The organism is Streptomyces sp. NPDC051315 (genome assembly GCF_044455165.1).
Classification (GTDB): domain Bacteria; phylum Actinomycetota; class Actinomycetes; order Streptomycetales; family Streptomycetaceae; genus Streptomyces.
Window position 1 is genome coordinate 127,323 of sequence record NZ_JBITEN010000009.1, and the last position, 19,817, is coordinate 147,139.

The 19,817-nt window shown below is 70.7% G+C and carries 22 protein-coding genes; 1 reads left to right on the forward strand and 21 read right to left on the reverse strand.

What is annotated here, in order from left to right; genetic code table 11:
• Window positions 1-30: 30 nt before the first annotated feature.
• From rlmN to rpsB, 7 genes are all read right to left on the reverse strand, one after another.
• The gene (gene rlmN, locus ACIBBD_RS18900; RefSeq protein WP_399420570.1) at window positions 31-1,137 is read right to left on the reverse strand and encodes a 23S rRNA (adenine(2503)-C(2))-methyltransferase RlmN; all 1,107 of its coding nucleotides are present in this window, start codon (window positions 1,135-1,137) and stop codon (window positions 31-33) included.
• Between the two features lie 686 nt (window positions 1,138-1,823).
• The gene (locus ACIBBD_RS18905; RefSeq protein WP_399420571.1) at window positions 1,824-2,285 is read right to left on the reverse strand and encodes an SRPBCC family protein; all 462 of its coding nucleotides are present in this window, start codon (window positions 2,283-2,285) and stop codon (window positions 1,824-1,826) included.
• A gap of 162 nt (window positions 2,286-2,447) precedes the next feature.
• Window positions 2,448-3,629: a phosphatidate cytidylyltransferase gene (locus tag ACIBBD_RS18910; RefSeq protein WP_399420572.1), complete on the reverse strand. Its 1,182-nt coding sequence runs from the start codon at window positions 3,627-3,629 to the stop codon at window positions 2,448-2,450.
• On the reverse strand, window positions 3,629-4,186 hold the full coding sequence (gene frr / locus ACIBBD_RS18915) for a ribosome recycling factor (protein WP_044388432.1): 558 nt from the start codon (window positions 4,184-4,186) through the stop codon (window positions 3,629-3,631). The genes ACIBBD_RS18910 and frr overlap by 1 nt, the downstream gene beginning before the upstream one ends.
• Before the next feature lie 193 nt (window positions 4,187-4,379).
• Complete coding sequence (gene pyrH, locus ACIBBD_RS18920; protein ID WP_399420573.1) at window positions 4,380-5,138, reverse strand: UMP kinase; 759 nt, start codon at window positions 5,136-5,138, stop codon at window positions 4,380-4,382.
• A gap of 189 nt (window positions 5,139-5,327) precedes the next feature.
• A complete protein-coding gene (gene tsf, locus ACIBBD_RS18925; RefSeq protein ID WP_399420575.1) occupies window positions 5,328-6,164 on the reverse strand; it encodes a translation elongation factor Ts in 837 nt (278 codons plus the stop codon).
• 157 nt (window positions 6,165-6,321) lie between these two features.
• Entirely contained in the window at window positions 6,322-7,224 is a 903-nt protein-coding gene (rpsB, locus tag ACIBBD_RS18930; RefSeq protein ID WP_399420576.1) for a 30S ribosomal protein S2, read from the reverse strand.
• Between the two features lie 278 nt (window positions 7,225-7,502).
• On the opposite strand from rpsB, the gene ACIBBD_RS18935 reads away from it, so the two are divergent.
• Window positions 7,503-8,069 carry a murein hydrolase activator EnvC family protein gene (locus ACIBBD_RS18935; RefSeq protein WP_399420577.1) on the forward strand — a complete coding sequence of 189 codons (567 nt, stop codon included), beginning with the start codon at window positions 7,503-7,505 and terminating at the stop codon, window positions 8,067-8,069.
• A 107-nt stretch (window positions 8,070-8,176) separates the two neighbouring features.
• On the opposite strand, the gene ACIBBD_RS18940 is transcribed toward ACIBBD_RS18935, so the two are convergent.
• From ACIBBD_RS18940 to rimM, 14 genes are all read right to left on the reverse strand, one after another.
• The gene (locus tag ACIBBD_RS18940) at window positions 8,177-8,734 is read right to left on the reverse strand and encodes a TetR/AcrR family transcriptional regulator (protein ID WP_399420750.1); all 558 of its coding nucleotides are present in this window, start codon (window positions 8,732-8,734) and stop codon (window positions 8,177-8,179) included.
• A 94-nt stretch (window positions 8,735-8,828) separates the two neighbouring features.
• Window positions 8,829-9,671: an RNA polymerase sigma factor WhiG gene (whiG, locus tag ACIBBD_RS18945; RefSeq protein ID WP_399420578.1), complete on the reverse strand. Its 843-nt coding sequence runs from the start codon at window positions 9,669-9,671 to the stop codon at window positions 8,829-8,831.
• Between the two features lie 398 nt (window positions 9,672-10,069).
• Window positions 10,070-11,230: a DNA-processing protein DprA gene (gene dprA, locus ACIBBD_RS18950; protein ID WP_399420579.1), complete on the reverse strand. Its 1,161-nt coding sequence runs from the start codon at window positions 11,228-11,230 to the stop codon at window positions 10,070-10,072.
• Window positions 11,227-12,852: a YifB family Mg chelatase-like AAA ATPase gene (locus ACIBBD_RS18955; RefSeq protein WP_399420580.1), complete on the reverse strand. Its 1,626-nt coding sequence runs from the start codon at window positions 12,850-12,852 to the stop codon at window positions 11,227-11,229. The genes dprA and ACIBBD_RS18955 overlap by 4 nt, the downstream gene beginning before the upstream one ends.
• 1 nt (window position 12,853) lies before the next feature.
• Window positions 12,854-13,216: a YraN family protein gene (locus ACIBBD_RS18960; protein ID WP_399420581.1), complete on the reverse strand. Its 363-nt coding sequence runs from the start codon at window positions 13,214-13,216 to the stop codon at window positions 12,854-12,856.
• 107 nt (window positions 13,217-13,323) lie between these two features.
• A complete protein-coding gene (locus tag ACIBBD_RS18965; RefSeq protein ID WP_003965949.1) occupies window positions 13,324-13,632 on the reverse strand; it encodes a DUF2469 domain-containing protein in 309 nt (102 codons plus the stop codon).
• 56 nt (window positions 13,633-13,688) lie between these two features.
• Window positions 13,689-14,213 carry an NUDIX hydrolase gene (locus ACIBBD_RS18970; RefSeq protein WP_399420582.1) on the reverse strand — a complete coding sequence of 175 codons (525 nt, stop codon included), beginning with the start codon at window positions 14,211-14,213 and terminating at the stop codon, window positions 13,689-13,691.
• The gene (lepB, locus tag ACIBBD_RS18975) at window positions 14,203-14,976 is read right to left on the reverse strand and encodes a signal peptidase I (protein WP_399420583.1); all 774 of its coding nucleotides are present in this window, start codon (window positions 14,974-14,976) and stop codon (window positions 14,203-14,205) included. The genes ACIBBD_RS18970 and lepB (ACIBBD_RS18975) overlap by 11 nt, the downstream gene beginning before the upstream one ends.
• Before the next feature lie 97 nt (window positions 14,977-15,073).
• Complete coding sequence (lepB, locus tag ACIBBD_RS18980) at window positions 15,074-16,054, reverse strand: signal peptidase I (RefSeq protein ID WP_399420584.1); 981 nt, start codon at window positions 16,052-16,054, stop codon at window positions 15,074-15,076.
• Window positions 15,942-17,036, reverse strand: coding sequence for a signal peptidase I (gene lepB / locus ACIBBD_RS18985; RefSeq protein ID WP_399420585.1), 1,095 nt, complete (start codon window positions 17,034-17,036; stop codon window positions 15,942-15,944). The genes lepB (ACIBBD_RS18980) and lepB (ACIBBD_RS18985) overlap by 113 nt, the downstream gene beginning before the upstream one ends.
• Complete coding sequence (lepB, locus tag ACIBBD_RS18990; protein ID WP_399420587.1) at window positions 17,029-17,784, reverse strand: signal peptidase I; 756 nt, start codon at window positions 17,782-17,784, stop codon at window positions 17,029-17,031. Before lepB (ACIBBD_RS18990) ends, lepB (ACIBBD_RS18985) begins: the two co-directional genes overlap by 8 nt.
• Before the next feature lie 45 nt (window positions 17,785-17,829).
• Entirely contained in the window at window positions 17,830-18,180 is a 351-nt protein-coding gene (gene rplS, locus ACIBBD_RS18995) for a 50S ribosomal protein L19 (RefSeq protein ID WP_020128707.1), read from the reverse strand.
• A 134-nt stretch (window positions 18,181-18,314) separates the two neighbouring features.
• A complete protein-coding gene (gene trmD / locus ACIBBD_RS19000; RefSeq protein WP_399420589.1) occupies window positions 18,315-19,148 on the reverse strand; it encodes a tRNA (guanosine(37)-N1)-methyltransferase TrmD in 834 nt (277 codons plus the stop codon).
• Window positions 19,148-19,702 carry a ribosome maturation factor RimM gene (rimM, locus tag ACIBBD_RS19005; RefSeq protein WP_399420590.1) on the reverse strand — a complete coding sequence of 185 codons (555 nt, stop codon included), beginning with the start codon at window positions 19,700-19,702 and terminating at the stop codon, window positions 19,148-19,150. The genes trmD and rimM overlap by 1 nt, the downstream gene beginning before the upstream one ends.
• Between the last annotated feature and the right edge of the window lie 115 nt (window positions 19,703-19,817).

Genomic DNA, 19,817 nt, shown 5'->3' on the forward strand with positions numbered 1-19,817 from the left:
ATACCGATGGTGGTGCTGACGCCGGTCAGACTACCGTTCGGTGGCGGCGAGCTGACCACACGCCCCGTCGATCTCCTGGCCACGGGTGTCCCGGATGGTGACGGGCACCCCGTGCGCCGCGATGGCCTCGACGAACGCCTTCTCGTCCTCCGGCCGGGAAGCGGTCCACTTCGAGCCCGGGGTCGGGTTCAGCGGGATCAGGTTGACGTGCACCGGACGGCCCTTGAGCAGCCGCCCGAGACGGTCGCCCCGCCAGGCCTGGTCGTTGATGTCACGGATCAGGGCGTACTCGATGGACAGCCGCCGCCCGGACTTCTCGGCGTACTCGAAGCCGGCGTCGAGCACCTCGCGCACCTTCCACCGGGTGTTCACCGGGACGAGGGTGTCGCGCAGCTCGTCGTCCGGCGCGTGCAGCGAGATCGCGAGCCGGCACTTGAAGCCCTCGTCGGAGAAGCGGTGGATGGCCGGAACCAGCCCCACGGTCGACACGGTGATCCCGCGCTGCGACAGCCCGAGCCCGTCCGGCGCCGGGTCGGTGAGGGCACGGATCGCGCCGACGACCCGCTTGTAGTTGGCGAGGGGCTCGCCCATGCCCATGAAGACGATGTTGGACAGCCGCGCCGGTCCGCCCGGGACCTCCCCGTCCCTGAGCGCCCGCATGCCGTCCACGATCTGGTGGACGATCTCCGCGGTCGACAGGTTCCGGTCGAGACCCGCCTGCCCCGTCGCGCAGAACGGGCAGTTCATCCCGCACCCCGCCTGCGAGCTGATGCACATGGTGACCCGGTCGGGATACCGCATGAGCACCGACTCGACCAGCGTCCCGTCGAACAGCCGCCACAGCGTCTTGCGGGTGGTGCCCTCGTCGGTCGACAGGTGCCGGACCACGGTCATCAGGTCGGGCAGCAGCGCCTCGCGCAGCTTCTCGCGTGCCCCGGCGGGGATGTCGGTCCACTCCGCCGGGTCGTGCGCGTACCGCGCGAAGTAGTGCTGCGACAACTGCTTCGCCCGGAACGGCTTCTCACCGATCTCCGCCACCGCCTCCTTCCGCTCGGCGGGCGAGAGGTCGGCGAGATGCCGCGGCGGCTTCTTGGCTCCGCGGGGGGCGACGAAAGTGAGTTCTCCGGGCTTCGGCATAACACGTCCAGTGTCGCAGATCGACTCGGGTGTCCCGGGCCGGAGCGGGGTGGGGGTGATCACCCGTGGGCGGCGTCTGTCAGCGCTGGTCGGTTTCGCACGGCCCGGGGGCGGCCCGGGGCAGCCTTCAGCAGTGGTCTCCGGCTCCTGCTCGGACGGCGCCCCTCAACCGCGTCGGAAGAGCCTCGGGGCCCGGCCCGGCGTGGAGCCACGGATTCGTCGAAGCAGTCAAAGGGCCGGAGGACTGTCCGGAACAAAGCCGTGGATCCCATCCAACCCGGCGGGGACGCCCGGCCCCCACGGGCGAGCGCCATGGCACTGGGAGCAGAAGGCGGTCCGGAAAACTCACCGCCGCACTACACCAGCCGCTGCCCTGCGGCGGCCCGTTCCTCCCGGTGGCCGCCTCGGTCGGCGTCTGCCCCGTCGGGGAGCTCACGGTGCCGCTCCTCATGAACGCGGCCCTGATGGTGGTTCCCTTCCATTGCGGTTGGAAGGAACGCCCCCGGGTGGCGGCGTGCTGGGCGGCACCGTGAGCTCCCCGGTGGCCTCTCAGCGGCAGCGAGCGCGCCCGCCGGGCCCTGGACGGTGTCTTCGGCCCGGCCCAGGAGCCCTGACCGCCCAGAGACGGCCCAGCGGGCACAAGACAGCCCTCCGTGTCGCAGATCCTTTACGGTGCACCGATCCCGCTACGGTGCCCCGATCCCGCCGCCGCGCTCCAGCCGTTCCTTCAGCCTCCGCTCGTTGTCCGGCAGCTCCTTGCGCATCTGGGGGCGTACGACCAGGGGCAGCAGGACCTTGCCCATGCCCTTGCCCTCGACGTCGACCTCCAGCGTCACGCGCGAGCGGCGGCCGTCGTCGAGCGGGGTGATCTCGCCGTGGACGTGCGGGCGGATGGGCCCGTCGATGCCCTGCATGCCCCAGGCGTGCGGCGGGTCGTACTCCGTGTACCGCATCGTCATGGGGATCTCGCGGCTGCCGACGTGCCGGGTGACCCGGACCCGGGAGCCGACACCCGTCGGGCCCTCGTCGAGTGACTCGGCCGCGACCGCGCTCGCCTGCCATTCGGGCAGGTGGGATGAGTCGACGACGTACGTCCAGACCTCGTCGGGGGTGCAGTCGATGTCGATCGTTTCGCGGAAGTCGGACATGGGTGCCCGCCCCCTTCCGGAGGATCCCCCCTGTGAGCGGTTCCAGCAGAATCGTCCCACCCGTCCCCGGGAGAGACCACTCGTGGACACGACAGCGGGCCCCCGCCCTGCCCTGGACGGAGGCCCGCTCGACCACGGCCCGCTCGGCCGCGGACGGAACCGTCAGCCGGCTCCCACGAACAGCACCAGCAGCAGCCACACCACCGGCGCCGTGGGCAGCAGGGAGTCCAGCCGGTCCATGATGCCTCCGTGACCCGGGAGCAGCGTGCCCATGTCCTTGATGCCCAGGTCCCGCTTGATCATGGACTCGCCCAGGTCGCCGAGGGTGGCGCTGGCCGCGACGGCGAGGCCCAGCAGCAGGCCCTGCCACCAGGTGCCGTCCTCGATGATGAACTGCATGCACAGCGCGCCCGCGACCATCGCGAACGACACCGCCCCGAGCAGGCCCTCACGGGTCTTGCCGGGGCTGATGCGCGGAGCGAGCTTGTGCTTTCCGAAGCGCCATCCGACGGCGTACGCGCCGGTGTCGCTGACGACCGTCAGGAGCAGGAACGTCAGCACGCGCTGGGCCCCGTCGTCGGCCGTGAGCATCAGGGCGACGAAGGTGGCCAGGAACGGGACGTAGAAGGCCGCGAAGAGGCCGGCCGTGACGTCCTTGAGGTAACCCTCCGGCGGTTCCGTCATACGCCAGACCAGGACCGCCAGCGCGGTCAGGGCCATGGCGACCCACGCGCCCTCGGCGCCCCGGACGTACCCGGCGACGACCATCGCCGCACCGCCGAGCGCGAGCGGCACCAGCGGCGCCTTGATGCCCCTGCGCTCCTGCAGCCGGCTGGTCAGCTCCCACAGGCCCACGACGACGGCGACCGCTATCACGCCGACGAACACGGCCTTGACGACGAACAGCGAGGCGACGATCACCGCGCCCAGCCCGACGCCGACACCTATGGCAGCACCCAGGTCTCGGCCCGCGCTCTTCTTCTGCGGTGCGGGCGCCGGCTGCGGGGAGTCGGGCATGGGATCCGGATTCTGCGGCACCGCCGCATGGGGCTGAGCCGACGGGGTCTCGTCGCGGAACGTCTCGTGCGGGGACGTCCCGCCGTGGAACGTCTCGTCTCGGAACAAGGGGCCGCCCAGCCGGGCGGCCCCCCGGTCGTCATCCTGGTTTCCGCCGTGAGCGGGTACGTCGGGGACGATGGGCATGGGGCGAGTCTGCTGCGCCTCAGGCGCATCGTACGCGGGACCCGCCGGGGCGGCCCCCTGGACAGATCCCCGGTCGGTGGGCCCCCAGTACCCGGTCTGTGAACCGGCGTGCGGCGGAGCGCCCCAGGAAGAGTCGTTCATCAGACCTCGAGCAGCTCCGCTTCCTTGTGCTTCAGGAGCTCGTCCACCTGGGCGACGTACTTCGCGGTGGTGTCGTCGAGCTCCTTCTCCGCACGGCGGCCCTCGTCCTCGCCGACCTCGCCGTCCTTGACGAGCTTGTCGATGGCGTCCTTGGCCTTGCGGCGGACGGAGCGGATGGACACCTTGGCGTCCTCGCCCTTGCCCTTGGCGACCTTGATGTACTCACGGCGGCGTTCCTCGGTGAGCTCCGGGAACACCACACGGATGATGTTGCCGTCGTTGCTCGGGTTGACGCCGAGGTCGGAGTCGCGGATCGCCTGCTCGATGTTGCGCAGAGCGCTCTTGTCGAACGGGGTCACGACCGCCATGCGCGGCTCCGGCACGGAGAACGAAGCCAGCTGGTTGATCGGCGTCGGCGCGCCGTAGTAGTCGGCCACGATCTTGTTGAACATCGCCGGGTGCGCACGGCCGGTGCGGATCGCGGCGAAGTCCTCCTTGGCGACCACGACGGCCTTCTCCATCTTCTCCTCGGCCTCGAGGAGGGTCTCTTCGATCACCACTTGCTCCTGCGTGTCTTGAGTAGGCCCGGCTGCGGTTCCTTGCGGGGGCGGCGGCCGGCTGCGTCGCGTCTTCTTCCTGCACGGTTCCCGACCGGCAGGACATTGTCCATCCCCCGACCAGGGTCCGTCCCCCGGTCCGGTGTTGTCGTGCGCACCGGGGGTTTCACCGGTCGGACCGGGGGTTCACTGCTCAGGCTTGGCTGCCCTGGTCACCCACGAGCGTGCCGATCTTCTCACCCTTGACGGCCCGCGCGATATTGCCCTCGGCCAGAAGCTCGAAGACGAGGATCGGGAGCTTGTTGTCGCGGCAGAGCGTGATCGCGGTGGCGTCGGCGACCTTCAGCTCGCGCGTGATGACCTCGCCGTAACCGAGGGAGTCGAACTTGACCGCCTCCGGGTTGGTCTTCGGGTCGGAGTCGTAGACGCCGTCCACGCCGTTCTTGCCCATCAGCAGCGCCTCGGCGTCGATCTCCAGGGCGCGCTGCGCGGCGGTGGTGTCGGTGGAGAAGTACGGCATGCCCATACCGGCGCCGAAGATCACCACGCGGCCCTTCTCCAGGTGACGCACCGCGCGCAGCGGGATGTACGGCTCGGCGACCTGACCCATCGTGATGGCGGTCTGCACGCGGCTGTCGATGCCCTCCTTCTCCAGGAAGTCCTGGAGGGCGAGGCAGTTCATCACGGTGCCGAGCATGCCCATGTAGTCCGAGCGGGCCCGGTCCATGCCACGCACCTGGAGTTCGGCGCCGCGGAAGAAGTTGCCGCCGCCGATGACGACCGCGATCTGCGCGCCGTCGCGCACGACGGCCGCGATCTCGCGGGCGATCTTGTGCACCACGTCGGGGTCCACGCCCAGGCCGCCACCGCCGGAGAATGCCTCTCCGGACAGCTTCAGCAGGAACCGGCCGCGTACTTTGCCGTCGTCGCTCTTCTGGGCCTTGGTGGTCATGGGAGATCCCGCCTCTTTCACGTGGTGCACATACGAAGAAGGCCACTGCCGGTGGGGTGTCGTTCGCAACCCGTGCGCGGCAATGGCCTCCTCGTCAGATCTGCTGTCGTCCGTCACACGTCCAGTGACGACGTACCCGGACGACTGCTGCCGACCCTATCGGGGCCGGGCGTCCGTCGCGGTACGGACTCAGATGCCGACCTTGATGCGCGTGAAGCGCTTCAGGGTGACACCGGCCTCGTCCAGGACCTTCTGGACGGACTTCTTGTTGTCGAGCGCGTACGGCTGGCCGAGCAGCGTGGCGTCCTTGAAGAAGCCGTTCAGGCGACCCTCGACGATCTTGGCGATCGCGGCCTCGGGCTTGCCCTCGGCGCGGGTGGTCTCCTCGGCGATGCGGCGCTCGGACTCGACGACCTCGGCCGGCACGTCCTCCTTGGAGAGGTACTTCGGCGCGAAGGCGGCGATGTGCTGGGCGACGCCCTTGGCGACCTCGGCGTTCGGCTTGTCCAGCTCGACGAGGACACCGATCTGCGGCGGCAGGTCGGGCATCGTGCGGTGCATGTACGCGATGACGAAGCCGTCGGTGAACTGCGCGAAGCGGTCCAGGACGATCTTCTCGCCGAGGTTGGCGTTGGCCTCGTCCACGAACGCCTGGACGGTCTTGCCGGGCTCGATCTCCGAGCCGAGCAGGGCCTCGATGTCGGCCGGGGAGGTCTTGGCGACGTGCTCGGCGATGGCCGTGGCGACGCTCTGGAACTTCTCGCCCTTGGCGACGAAGTCCGTCTCGCACTTCAGCTCGACGAGGACACCGGAGGAGTTGTCGTCGGCGATGATCGAGACCACGGCGCCGTTCTCGGCGGAGCGACCCTCGCGCTTGGCGACGCCCTTCTGGCCCTTGATGCGGAGCGCCTCGACGGCCTTCTCGACGTTGCCCTCGGCCTCGTCCAGCGCCTTCTTGCAGTCCATCATGCCGGCGCCGGTGAGCTCGCGGAGCTTCTTGACGTCGGCGGCGGTGTAGTTCGCCATGAGTCTGTGAGTCTTTCTCGAAGTCTGGAAGAACGGAGATCTGCGGGTCAGTGATCCACATGAAGATGTAGATCTCCGACTCGCCGCTGACCTACGGGTGAACGGCGGGAGCGGACTTCATGTCGCCGCTCCCGCCGTCAACCACGCACGCTGACGGTCAGGCCTGCTCGCCCTCGGCGGCCGGGGCCTCGGCGGCCGGCGCCTCGGCAGCGGGAGCCTCGGCGGCGGGCGCCTCAGCGGCGGCCTCGGCGGCGGGGGCCTCAGCAGCCGGGGTCTCCTCGGCCTTCTTCTCGCCCTCGAGCAGGTCGCGCTCCCACTCGGCCAGCGGCTCGCCCGCGGCCTTCTCGCCCTTGCCCTCGGTGGCGACACCGGAGCGGGCGATGAGGCCCTCGGCCACGGCGTCGGCGATCACACGGGTGAGCAGGGTGACGGAGCGGATCGCGTCGTCGTTGCCCGGGATCTTGTAGTCGACCTCGTCGGGGTCGCAGTTGGTGTCGAGGATGGCGACGACCGGGATGTTGAGCTTCCGGGCCTCGCCGACCGCGATGTGCTCCTTCTTGGTGTCCACGATCCAGACGGCGCTGGGGACCTTGGACATCTCGCGGATACCGCCGAGGGTCTTCTCGAGCTTGGCCTTCTCACGCGAGAGGACCAGGAGCTCCTTCTTGGTCAGACCCGACGCGGCGACGTCCTCGAAGTCGATCTGCTCGAGCTCCTTGAGGCGCTGCAGACGCTTGTAGACGGTCGAGAAGTTGGTGAGCATGCCGCCCAGCCAGCGCTGGTTCACGTAGGGCATGCCGACGCGGGTGGCCTGCTCGGCGATGGCCTCCTGCGCCTGCTTCTTCGTGCCGACGAACATGACCGTGCCGCCGTGGGCGACGGTCTCCTTGACGAACTCGTAGGCGCGGTCGATGTACGACAGCGACTGGAGCAGGTCGATGATGTAGATGCCGTTGCGCTCGGTGAAGATGAAGCGCTTCATCTTCGGGTTCCAGCGACGGGTCTGGTGACCGAAGTGGACGCCGCTCTCCAGCAGCTCCCGCATCGTGACGACGGCCATGGCCGTTCTCCTTGGGTTTCTCGGTTGTGCCGCGGGAGCCGGACGGCTCCCGCGCCTGACGCCCGCGTGCGCCGAGCCACGAAGGACCGAGGGGCGCAGATACCGGAGACCGACCGTTGTCGGCCCCGGTACCGGGGCGTGCGAAGTCGACCCGGTGACCCGGATCGCCAGAGAAAGTGTACGGGACCCGGCGAGCACCGGGTGACGCGGCTGTCCACAAGCGGAGGGTTGTCCACAGGTTGGGACCCTGACCGGCGGCCCCACGCGAAGCTTTCCGCATGCGCCTGAAGCGATACACGGCCCTCCTGCTGGGGCTCCTGACCACCATGGCGGCCTCGGTGGCCTGGGCGACTCCGCCCCCGACACCCCGCGCCGCCCCTCCCCCACCCGTCCCCGCCCCGCCGATCGGCCGATCCTGGCCCGTGGGCACGCGCCCGGCCGTACTGCGCGGCTGGGAGCCCCCCGCGACCACGTACACCCGCGGTCACCGAGGCGTGGACCTCGCGGCCACACCCGGCGCACCCGTGCACGCGGCCGCGGCAGGCCGAGTGTCGTACGCGGGCCGAGTCGCGGGGCGAGGAGTGGTCTCCGTACACCTGGCAGGCACCGACCTGCGCACCACCTACGAGCCGGTACGGGCAACAGTGACCAAGGGCGACCAGGTCACCGCCGGCGAGGTCGTCGGCACCGTGGAACCCACCGGCTCCCACTGCACAGCGCCCTGCGTCCACTGGGGGCTGCTCAGGGACCGCACCTACCTCGACCCACTCACCCTGCTGCCGCCATGGCTCCTGAGAAGGACCCCGCCGAGGCTGCTGCCGGTACTGGGAGTGCCGCTTCCGTAAGAGCGGCGGCATGCCGAGCGGGTTGGGGCCGGGGTTGTGTGAGCTGAGGGGAACCGGGGGGGAGGGGAGGGAGGAGGGGGGTGGGGAGGGGTGGGGCCCCGGCGGTGTCAGCCGAGAACCCCCCGCAGCGCCATCCCCACCGCCGCGTCCGTGATCACCGCAGGATCCTCCGCGGCCCCCAGTTCGATCCGCCGCACGGCCGCGTCCACGACCCCCTGGAGCAGCATCGCCGCCAGCCGGGGTTCCGTGTGCCCCATCTCCCCCAACGCCTCGACGATCATCGCCACGAGCCCTCCGTGCGCGGCCCGGATCTTCTCCCGCGCCCCCGCGTCCAGCTCGCTCGCCGAGATCGCCACGACGGCCCGGTGCCGCCGGTCCCCCACCAGCGCGAGCTGCCGCCGCACATACGCCTCGACCTTGGCTTCCGGGGCCTGCGCCGCGGCCATCGCCGCCTCGATCTCCGCCGCCCACACGGGGAAGTCGACCGCGCACAGTTCCTCGACCACGGCCGCCCGCGACCGGAAGTACTCGTACACGGACGAGCGTGCGAGCCCCGTCCGCTCGGCGAGGGCGGGGAAGGTCAGCGCCTCCGTCCCGCCCTCGGACAGCAAAGACCGAGCCGCGTCCAGCAGGGCGGCTCGCTGCATCGACCGGTGCTCGGCCACGGAGGCCGCTCGAATCCTTGGCACGTCAACCACTTTACGGATGCAGCACCGCCGACGGGAGTGACTCCGCCCGCTCGGCCGGCGTCCGTCCGGATCACCGACCGAAGCTCGCCAGTTTCGCTCGCAGCTGCAGCACGGATTTGGTGTGGATCTGACTGACCCGGCTCTCGGTCACACCAAGTACGTTGCCGATCTCCGCCAGCGTCAGGCCTTCGTAGTAGTAGAGGGTCACGACCGTCTTCTCCCGGTCGGGCAGTGTGTTGATCGCCCGCGCCAGGAATCGCCGCAGTTCCCGGTCCTCGGCCACCTCCACGGGGTTGTCCGCGGCCGTGTCCTCCAGCGTGTCCATGACGCTGAGCCCGTCCCCGCCCTCACCCCCGACGTGCAGCAGCTCCTCCAGCGCCACCACGTTGGCCAGTGACAGCTGACTGAACACGGCGTGCAGCTCGTCGACCGCGATGCCCATCTCGGCGGCGACCTCGCACTCCGTCGGTGTCCGCCGCAGCCGCGCCTCCAGCGTCGCGTACGCCCGCTCCACGTTCCGTGCCTTCTGCCGCACGGACCGGGGGATCCAGTCCAGCGCCCGCAGCTCGTCGATCATCGCGCCCCGGATGCGGGTGATCGCGTAGGTCTCGAACTTGATCTCCCGGTCGATGTCGAACTTCTCGATCGCGTCGATCAGCCCGAACACCCCCGACGACACGAAGTCGGCCTGCTCCACGTTGGGCGGCAGCCCGACGCTGACCCGGCCCGCCACGTACTTCACCAGCGGTGAGTAGTGCAGGATCAGCTGCTCGCGCAGCCGCTCGTCCCCCGTCGCCTTGTACGACCGCCACAGCTCGTCGAGCGTCGAGGGAGCGGGCGGCCGCACGCTGCCACCGTCACGGGCGGCTGGGGGGATCGCCGCCCGGTCGGACCCGGAGGTGTGCTGGGGCATTCGTCGCCTTGTGCCGTTCTGCCGTGAAGTACGTGAGTCGAGGGCGTCTGGGTGAGGTGTCGTACCGGTGCCGTCCGGCGTCGTGCCGTGCCGTCTGGTGCCGTGCCGTGTCGTGCCGTCTGGTTCCGTGTCGTGCCGTCTCGTGCCGTCTGATGCCGTGTCGTGCCGGTGTGGTACCGGGTGGTGCAGGAGCTGCCGGTCTGTGCCGGAATCCTCGTGAGCGTAGCGTGACTGACGTGTCGCGGTGCGCGAACGGCGTGGTCGGACGTGGGCGCGGACGCGTTCCGCCGGCCCGCCCGCCGGGCTGGGGCGCTCCCCCGGTGCGGCCGGTGGAAGGCGTCAACTACGGGTGATTTGCAAGGGGTTCGGCGTTCCCCCGGACGGCCGAACCCCGTCGGTCAACACGGGCGCCGATCCCCTCGAACGGAGACCATCGCCTGGCGTGTCAACTTCCAGCCGTCGCCGTGTCGTTCGACGTGACCGAGTGCCCTGAGTTCGTACAGTCTCGCGATCGCGTCGTCCTGGGTGGTCCTTGCCTCGCGGGCGATCTCGTCCACCTCCGCCGGCCGGTGGCCGGGGAGGGCGGCCAGGACCCGTCGGGCGCCCGGTTGAAGCAGGTCGCGCGGCAGTACCGGCCCGCGGCGCTCGGGGGCGAGTTCCCCCATGTCACCGACCAGCTCCACGACCTCCGCCGCGTCGGTGACCAGCACGCCCTCCCCGCGCAGGAGCTCGTGCACACCCGCCGACAGGCCGCTGGTGGCCGGCCCGGGCACCCCCATCGTGTGCCGGCCCAGCCGTTGTGCCGCCCGCGCGGTGGCCAGCGAGCCGCTGCGGTGGGCGGCCTCCACGACCACCGTGCCCCGGGTGAGCGCCGCGATCACCCGGTTGCGCAGGACGAATCTGCTCTGCGTCGGGTGGTCGCCCGGTGGCAGTTCCCCCACGACCAGCCCCTGTTCCGCGATCCTGTTGATCAGTGCGGTGTGGCCGCGCGGGTAGGGCCGGTCGACTCCGCAGGCGAGGACGGCGACGGTGGCGCCGCCCGCGCCGAGAGCGCCCCGGTGAGCGGCCCCGTCGACGCCGTAGGCGCCGCCGGAGACCACCACCCAGCCGCGTTCCGCGAGGCCGGCTGCGAGGGTGGCGGCCATGTGGGCGCCGTACTCGGTGCAGGCGCGGGCGCCGACGACCGCCACCGAGCGCAGTGCCCACATCCTCAGGCTGGGGCGGCCCCGGACCCACAGGCCGAGGGGGCGGGCGTCGCCGAGGTCGTCCAGCGGTCCTGGCCACTCGGCGTCCCCCGGGCAGACGAACCGCGCTCCCGCCTCCCGCGCGTCGGACAGGTCCCGCTCCGGTGCCGCCTGCGCGGCCCGTGCCCGCAGCCCGGCCCACCGTCGCGCGGTCACCCAGGGCAGGGGCTCCCCGCCGTCCCGCAGTCGCCGCGCCACCTGAACGGCCCCGCGCTGTCGTACCCACTGTCCGCCGACCTCGTCGCCGGGCTCGATGACGCGGGCGAGGAAGACCCGGGCGAGCCGTTCCTCGTCCGGTGCGCCGGTGCCGGTCATGCCGGGGCCCCGAGTGCCATCGGTACCCCGCGCGGCACACCGGTGCGCAGTTGCAGTGCCAGGGCGACGTCGGACGCGTCGGGCCGGTCATGGCCCAGGAGGTCGGCGACGGTCCAGGCGACGCGCAGGACCCGGTCCAGGCCCCGGACCGTGAGGACGCCTCGTTCCAGGTTCCGTTCGGCCTCGTCCATCGCGCCGATCGCGGGGTGCCAGCGGTTGCGCAGCTCGCGTCCCGGTACTTCGCTGTTGGTCCGCCACGGAGTGCCGGCCAGCCGGGCCGCGGCACGTTCCCGGGCGGCCCTGACGCGGTCGGCGACGGTCGCCGTGGACTCGCCTCCGGGCCCGCGGTGGGTGAGTTCGGCGCGGCTGACGGGGTCCACCTCGACGCGCAGGTCGACGCGGTCGAGCAGGGGTCCGGAGAGCCGGGCCTGGTAGCGGCGGATCGCGGAGGGCGGGCATTCGCAGAGCGTGTCGCGCTGGGAGAAGCGACCGCAGGGGCAGGGGTTGGCGGCGAGCACCATCAGGAAGCGTGCGGGGAACCGCACCACGCCCGCGCTGCGCGCGATCACGACGTGTCCGGCCTCCAGGGGCTGCCGTAGGGCGTCCAGGACGCGGCTGCTGAACTCGGGGGTCTCGTCGAGGAAGAGGACTCCGCGGTGAGCCATGGACACGGCTCCGGGACGGGCGATGTGGGGGCCGCCTCCGACGAGTGCCTGCATCGTGGCGGAGTGGTGCGGGGCGCAGTACGGGGGGACGTCGATCAGGGGTTTGCCCGGTGGCAGGAGTCCGGCCACCGAGTGGACCGCCGTGACCTCGAGGGACTCTTCCCGGCTCAGCCGGGGCAGGACGGCGGGAAGCCGCTCGGCGAGCATGGTCTTGCCGGCTCCTGGTGGACCTTCCAGGAACAGGTGGTGTCCGCCCGCCGCGGCCACCTCGACGGCCGTCCGTGCCGAGCGCTGGCCGACGACGTCCGCGAGGTCGTGTCCTTGGTCCTGGTGGGCGGCGCCGCCGCCGTGCATGCCGGTGGCGGTGCCCGTCCCGGGCATGCGCGGGCCGGAGAGGAGGGGGTCCGGGCGGCCCAGCTCGTCCGGCTCCTCCTCGGGTACGGGTTCGTCGGCGAGGACGGCGATCAGCTGTCGCAGGCTGCGCACCCCGAGCACGGAGACGCCCGGGACGAGTGAGGCCTCGGCGGCGGCGCACTCGGGCACCACGACCTGTTCGTAGCCGGCGTCCGCCGCGGCGAGCACCGCGGGCAGGATGCCGCGGACCGGCCGCACCCGTCCGTCGAGTCCCAGCTCTCCGATCATCACGATGTCGGCGAGCACGCGTGGGTCGATCCGCTCGGCCGCGCCCAGTACGGCGCACGCGACGGCGAGGTCGAATCCGCTGCCGGCCTTGGGCACCGACGCGGGACTGAGTCCGACCGTGAGCTTCTTCTGCGGCCACACGCCGCCCGAGTTGACCACGGCGGCCCGCACCCGGTCGCGGCTTTCGCTCAGGCTCTTGTCCGGCAGGCCGACCAGGGTGAAGGCCGCGACTCCGGGTTCCAGGTCGGCCTGGACCTCGACCAGGACTCCCTCGACGCCCACCAGCGCAACCGAGCAGGTCCGTGCGAATCCCATCTCAGGCCACCCCCCGTACGTGTTCGACGACGGGCGCGCCGCGCCGTGGCAGCACGACGCCGACGAGGTCGATGCGTACGCCGCCCGGTGGCGCTCCTCCGTGGGCCTGGATCCAGCGGTCGGCCAGGCCTCGCAGCCGTGCCGCCTTCCGGGGCGTGAGGGCGGCGAGGGGGTGTTCGAAGTCGCCGCGTCGGCGGGTCTTCACCTCGCAGACGATCAGCGTGTCGCCGTGTCGGGCGACGATGTCGATCTCTCCGGTCCTGCCGCAGCGCCAGTTGCGCTCCAGGACCGTCATCCCGGCTTCCACCAGCCGCCGAGCGGCCAGTGTCTCGCCGTACCTGCCGAGTGCACTGCGTGCGTTCATGTCGGCACCACCTCCGGCGCCAACCGTCACGCATCCGGCTCCACGGTGTTGATCTTGGTGGAGAACTCAGCGGCTGTGGACAACCGCGTCACCCACGGGGGTGAGCGTCATCCGCCCGGAAGCTCCAGGTCGCTCTTGTTCAGCTCCTCGATGTTCACGTCCTTGAACGTGAGTACCCGCACCTGCTTCACGAACCGCGCCGGCCGGTACATGTCCCACACCCAGGCGTCCGCCATCGACACCTCGAAGAACACCTCCCCCTGGACCGAGTGCACCTGCATCTCGTAGTCGTTGGTGAGGTAGAAACGCCGCTCGGTCTCGATCACGTATTTGAACAGACCGACGACATCGCGGTACTCCCGGTAGAGCTTCAGCTCCATCTCGGTCTCGTACTTCTCGAGGTCCTCGGCGCTCATGGCATGTTCCCCTTCAGCCGTGCGATCCCCCCATTGTGCGCCAGTCCCGTGAGCCGCTAGACGATTTCCGTGTCAAGGGTTACGGGGCCGGCCGGGGGACCTTCGTCGAGCAGCCTGCTCAGCAGCTCGGCGAGTCTGGTCGGATACACCGTCTCATGTGCCCGGGTGAGTTCCTGACACGTCCACCAGCGCGCTCCCGCGACACTGCGCCGCTCCAGCTCGGTCAGGGCGGTGGCCCCGGTCGCCGTCACGGTCGTACGGGCCAGGTAGTACCACTCGTCCTGGTCCCAGCGGCGGCCCGCGAACGGGAAGGAGCATGTGCGTCGCCACACCACCGGGCCGAGTTCGACATCGGTGATGCCCGTCTCCTCGGCGAGTTCCCTCAGCGCGGCCTGTTCACGGGTCTCGTCGCCCTCCACACCGCCGCCGGGCGTGAACCACCAGTCGTCGGCCGGATCGTCCGGCTCGTGGCCGTGCAGCAGCAGGATGCGGTCCTCGGGGTCGAGGAGGACCACCCGGGCGACCTTGCGCAGTCCGCCCTGGTACGAGTCGACGCCCGGGTCCGTCGTCTCAGCGGGCACCGGCGGGCTCCGGGCGGGGCCGGCGGGAGACCCGCTTGGCGATCGGGCCGTACGCGCCGCCGCCGAGGACGAGGACCGTGCCGGCCACGATCATCCAGCCGATCGTGGGCAGCGGGCCCGGCTGGGAGAGGGTGCCGAGCGTCTCGAAGCCGGTGGGCCGCCCGAGCATGCCGTTCATCGGCCAGACGACGGCGTCGACGCGGGCCTTGACGGCACCGCGCGCGACCGTGCCACTGGCCGCGTCCGTGAGGTGGGCGGTGGAGTCCAGGGAGCCCTGGCGTTCGTCGCCGAGCAGGAACAGCCGGCCCTCGGGAACCTTCACGGTGGGGAAGTTCTTGATCTCGGCGAGGCTGCCCTCGGGCAGATACGGTTCCTCGATCTGCTTGCCGTTGACGGTCAGCCTGCCGTCCGTGCAGCAGGAGACGGTGTCGCCGCCGACCGCGACGACCCGCTTGACCACGGGCGCGTTGCTCGCCCAGGTCTTGTCGGTGAAGACCACGACGTCGCCGCGGCGCACCTCGCCGCCGTCCACCACCTGGGCCAGCACCCGGTCACCGGCATGGATCGTGGGGGACATGGAGCTGGTGGGGACGGTGTACGGCCGGTAGGTGAGCGCCGCCCAGCCGAATCCGCCGAGGAACAGCACGAGGCCCAGCGCGACGGCCACACCGGACAGTCGCTGTCCGGTCCGGCCGCCCACCGGGCCGCTGCTGGTGCCACCGCCGCTTCGCGGGGCCGTACGTGTCGTGCTCTCGCCGCTCATGGACCCGCACCCTACCCGGCGGTACCGAGCCGGGTCAGCCCTTCCTCGGGAGGCGGGCCGACAACCTTGGGAAAGGGTTTGCCGAGCGGAACCCGGGTCAGCGGGTCTCGGCCGCCCGCACGCGCCGACGGCGCCACAGGACCACCGGGACGACACCGGCGAGGGCGAGGCCCTCCGGGGCGACCGTGAGGGCGGCGGAGGCCGCCGACCGGGCGTTCAGGCCGTCCTGGTCGAAGGTGTCCGGCACCGGCAGCGTGCCCCAGCGGTTGATGGGCCAGGCCTTGACGATGGCGCGGCCGACGACCTGGTCGACGGGGACCATGCCGTGGTTCTTGTCGGACTGGTTGTAGCGGGAGTCGCGCGAGTTCTGGCGGTGGTCGCCCATGACCCAGATGTAGCCCTTGGGGATCTTCACCGTGAACTGGCCGCCCGAGTCGTCCATGCTGCACGGGGTGTTGCCCGGGTACACGTACGGCTCGTTCAGTGCCTTGCCGTTGACCGTCAGGGGGCCGGTCTTGTTGCAGGAGACGGTGTCGCCGCCGACGCCGATCACCCGCTTGATCAGGTCCTTCTCCTCCGCGGACGGCATCAGGCCGATCCAGCTGAGGAAGGTCTGCACGGCGTTCGGGTCGATGGTGGGCTCGCCCGCCAGCCAGTTGTCCGGGTCGTGGAAGACGACGACCTCGCCCCGCTCGGGTTCGGAGCCGAACCACGGGGTCAGCTTGTCGACGAGGACGCGGTCGCCCTCCTGCAGGGTGTTCTGCATCGAGTCGGAGGGGATCGAGAACGCCTGCACCAGGAACGTCTTGATCAGCAGCGCGAGAACGAGCGCGATGCCGATCAGGATCGGCAGTTCCTTCCAGAAGGAGCGCTGCGTCCTCGGCCTGGGGGTCCCGTCGCCGGACCCCGGCCCCGTCGTGGGGGGCTGTCCGTCACCGGGCCCGTCGCCTCCGGCCGCCGGGACGTCACTCCCTGAGGTCACGGCGTCGTCCGCAGCCGGGTCGGCCGCTTCGCCGGGGCGTCCACGGTGTTCCTCGCCGTCGTGCCCGGACCGTGCGCCAACCGCCACATCCCCCACGCCAACTCCTTACTCTGTGCCGCTGCCTGCCCCAGGTACGGCGCAGGCCCACCACTCCCATAACGAGCGGGAGTTCCGCAGGACTCGGGAGTCGGATCGTTCCGTTCGGATCGTCGGGAGCAACCCTATGCGACGTCTCGGACGACGCGGTCGTCCCGGCGACCGAGTCGGTCACGGAAGAAAAGGTTTGCGGTTCCTTGAGGGTGTTCCAGTGGCCCAGGGGCCAGGCGATGACCATGGCCCGTCCCACCACCTCGTCCTCCGAGACGGTGCCCCCGTAGTCGGTGTCCTGGTGGGCTCGGGAGTCGGCGGAGTTGTCCCGGTGGTCGCCCATCACCCACAGCCGCCCCTCGGGGACGGTGATGTCGAACGGGGTGCTGGAGGGGGCGTTTCCGGGATAGAGGTAGTCCCCCTCGTTCAGGGGAACGCCGTTGACGGTGACTCGCCCTTGCGTGTCGCAGCACTTGACACGGTCCCCGCCGACGCCGACGACCCGCTTGATCAGGTCCTTCTCGTCGTCGGACGGCAGCAGGCCGATGAAGGTGAGCGCTTCCTTGACCTGCTTGACGACGATGGGGTCGTCCTTCTTGATGGTGGTCTGCTCGTCCTGGAGCCAGCCGCCGGGGTCCTTGAAGACGACGACGTCCCCGCGCTCGGGCTTGGAGCCGAACCAGGGCGTGAACTTGTCCACCAGGACACGGTCGCCGATCTGGATCGTCTGCTCCATGGAGCCGGACGGGATCACAAAGGCCTGCACGAGGAAGGTCTTCAGGACCAGGGCTATGAGGACGGCGACACCGACGAGGAGCGGGATCTCCCGGACGGCGCCGCGCCTGCGCTTGCGCTTGACCTTGCGCTGGAGCTTGCGCCGCTCGGCGCGGGTGCGGCCGCCGGCGGGGGCGGCGGCGCGCCGGGCGCCGGTGGGCAGGAGGTTGTCCGCGGGGCTGCTGGGCACACCGCGGGGCTTGCCGCGGTTACCCATGGGCGCCCGCCGCGTTCTGCGGGGCACGCTCCGCGTCCGGCAGGGTGCTCGCCGAGGGCACGCGCGCGTAGGCGTCCGGGCGGTGCAGGCGGGTGAGGTGGGCGTAGGGCCAGACGATCCAGTCGGCGCGGCCGATCACGTCGTCGACGGGGATCATGCCGCCGCCCGGTGAGCCCAGGTGGTCGCGCGAGTCGCTGGAGGCGCTGCGGTGGTCGCCGAGGACGAAGAGGGTTCCCTCGGGCACCTCCACGTCGAAGGGCACCGTGGACGGGCTGTCGCCCGGATACAGGAACGTCGACTCGTCGACCGGCCGGCCGTTCACCTGGATCCTCCCTTCCTTGTCGCAGCAGACCACATGGTCTCCCCCTACACCCACAACGCGTTTGATGTAGTCGGCGTCCCCGAAATACCCGGTGCCGTCGAACACAACCACGTCGCCGCGTCGCGGCTCGGCGCCGAAACGGTATGCCAACTTATTTACGAGGACGCGGTCGCCGATCCTCAATCCGTTCTCCATGGATCCGCTGGGAATCTGGAAGGGCTGGGCCACGAGAACGTTGAGGAGGAGCAGGAACAGCGGGCAGATCAGCAGAACGAGGCTGATCCGGCCGCCCGGGAGCCAGTCCGAGATCCGCGCCACCAACGCGAAACGCGACCGTTCCTCCCGGCGCTCCGCCTCCGAGGTGTCCTCGGGGACGGAAGGGCGGGAGGAGCGGTCGCGCTCCGTCGGCTGTGCTGCGGTGTCCATCGGAGCCAGATGCTATCCGGCTCCGCCGTGAACCCCGGAGAGCGCTCAGTTGTCGCGCTTCTCCTTGATCTTCGCGGCCTTGCCGCGCAGCTCGCGCAGGTAGTACAGCTTGGCGCGACGCACGTCACCGCGGGTCACGAGCTCGATCTTCTCGACGATCGGGGTGTGCACCGGGAAGGTGCGCTCGACGCCGACGGAGAACGAGACCTTGCGGACCGTGAAGGTCTCGCGGACACCGGCGCCCTGGCGACGGATCACTACGCCCTTGAACTGCTGCACACGGGAGCGGTTGCCCTCGATGACGCGGACGTGGACGTTGACGGTGTCACCCGGGCGGAAGGCCGGGACGTCGCTGCGCAGCGACGCGGCGTCGACGGAGTCGAGCAGGTGAGACATTTCGTCTGCTTTCCTCGCTGATGCCACAGGTCATCAACGGAAACTAGGAGTTCTGGATGAAAGTCGTGCGCGTCGGGGCGGGCGTCGTGTCCCCCTGTGGCAGGGGCGCACGCCGGACGGCGCACAACAGCGACCTATTCTTCCACGCCCTCGGTCCTGCGCCAAAATCGGCCGTACGGCTCCCCTTCGGGGTCCGGCGCCCAGCCCAGGAGGGAGAGCATTTCGCGGTCCTTCTTGTCGAAGGCCTTGGGGTCGCAGCGCTCGATCAGGTCGGGGCGGTGGGCCGTGGTGCGCCTGAGGGCCTCGTCGCGGCGCCAGCGGGCGATCTTCCCGTGGTGGCCGCTGAGCAGCACGTCGGGGATCTCCCGGCCGCGCCAGGCCGGGGGCTTGGTGTAGACGGGGCCTTCCAGGAGGTTGGCCATGGCGCCGGGCGCGAAGGAGTCGTCTCGGTGGGACTCGGCGTTGCCCAGCACTCCGGGCAGCAGCCGCGCCACGGCCTCCGTGATGACCAGGACGGCCGCCTCGCCGCCGGCCAGGACGTAGTCGCCGATGGAGACCTCGTAGACCGGTATCCGGGTGGCGTACTCGTCGACGACGCGCCGGTCGATGCCCTCGTAGCGGGCCGGCGTGAAGACGAGCCAGGGGCGCTCGGAGAGCTCGACGGCGAGTTCCTGGGTGAAGGGGCGGCCGCTGGGGGTCGGGACGACGAGCGCGGGGGCGTGCGCGCCGGTCTCGTAGCCGTCGGCGAGGACGGAGTCCAGGGCGTCACCCCAGGGCTCGGTCTTCATGACCATGCCGGGACCGCCGCCGTACGGGGTGTCGTCGACGGTGTTGTGACGGTCGTAGGTCCACTGTCGCAGGTCGTGGACGTGGACGTTCAGCTGTCCACGCGCGCGTGCCTTGCCGACCAGGGAGACGTTCAGCGGGTCGAGGTACTCGGGGAAGATCGTGACGACGTCGAGCCGCATCACGCCTCTTCCCCGGCGACGTCGCGGGACGAGGCGATCTCCGCGCGGTCGTCGATGAGGCCGGGCGGCGGGTCGATGACGGCCCGCTGCTCCTCCAGGTCGATGTCGGTGACGATCTCCTCGACGAAGGGGATCAGCACCTCGCTCCCGTCGGGCCGCTCGACGATGAAGAGGTCCTGGGAGGGCAGGTGCGAGATCTCGGTGATCCGGCCGACCGCCACACCGTCCTCGGTCACCACGTCGAGGTCGATCAGCTGGTGGTCGTAGTACTCGTCCTCGCCCTCGGGGAGTTCCTCGGGGTCCACGTCGGCGATGAGGAGGGTGTTGCGCAGGGCCTCGGCCGCGGTGCGGTCGGTGACGCCCTCGAAGCGCAGGAGGAGACGGCCGCTGTGCACCCGGCCGGTCTCGATGGTGAGCGGACCCGCGGAGGCGGGGTCCGTGGCCAGTACGGCGCCGGGGCCGAGCCTCAGTTCCGGCTCGTCGGTGCGGACCTCGACGGTGACCTCGCCCTTGACGCCGTGGGCGCGGCCGATCCGTGCGACTACGAGCTGCACTGTTCGAAGATCTCCTGTCGTACCTGTCGTACCTGTACCTGTCGGCACGGCTCTCGGACTCGCCCAACGACTACGGGCCGGGGACGGCCCAGTGGCCCTCCCCGGCCCGAGCCGG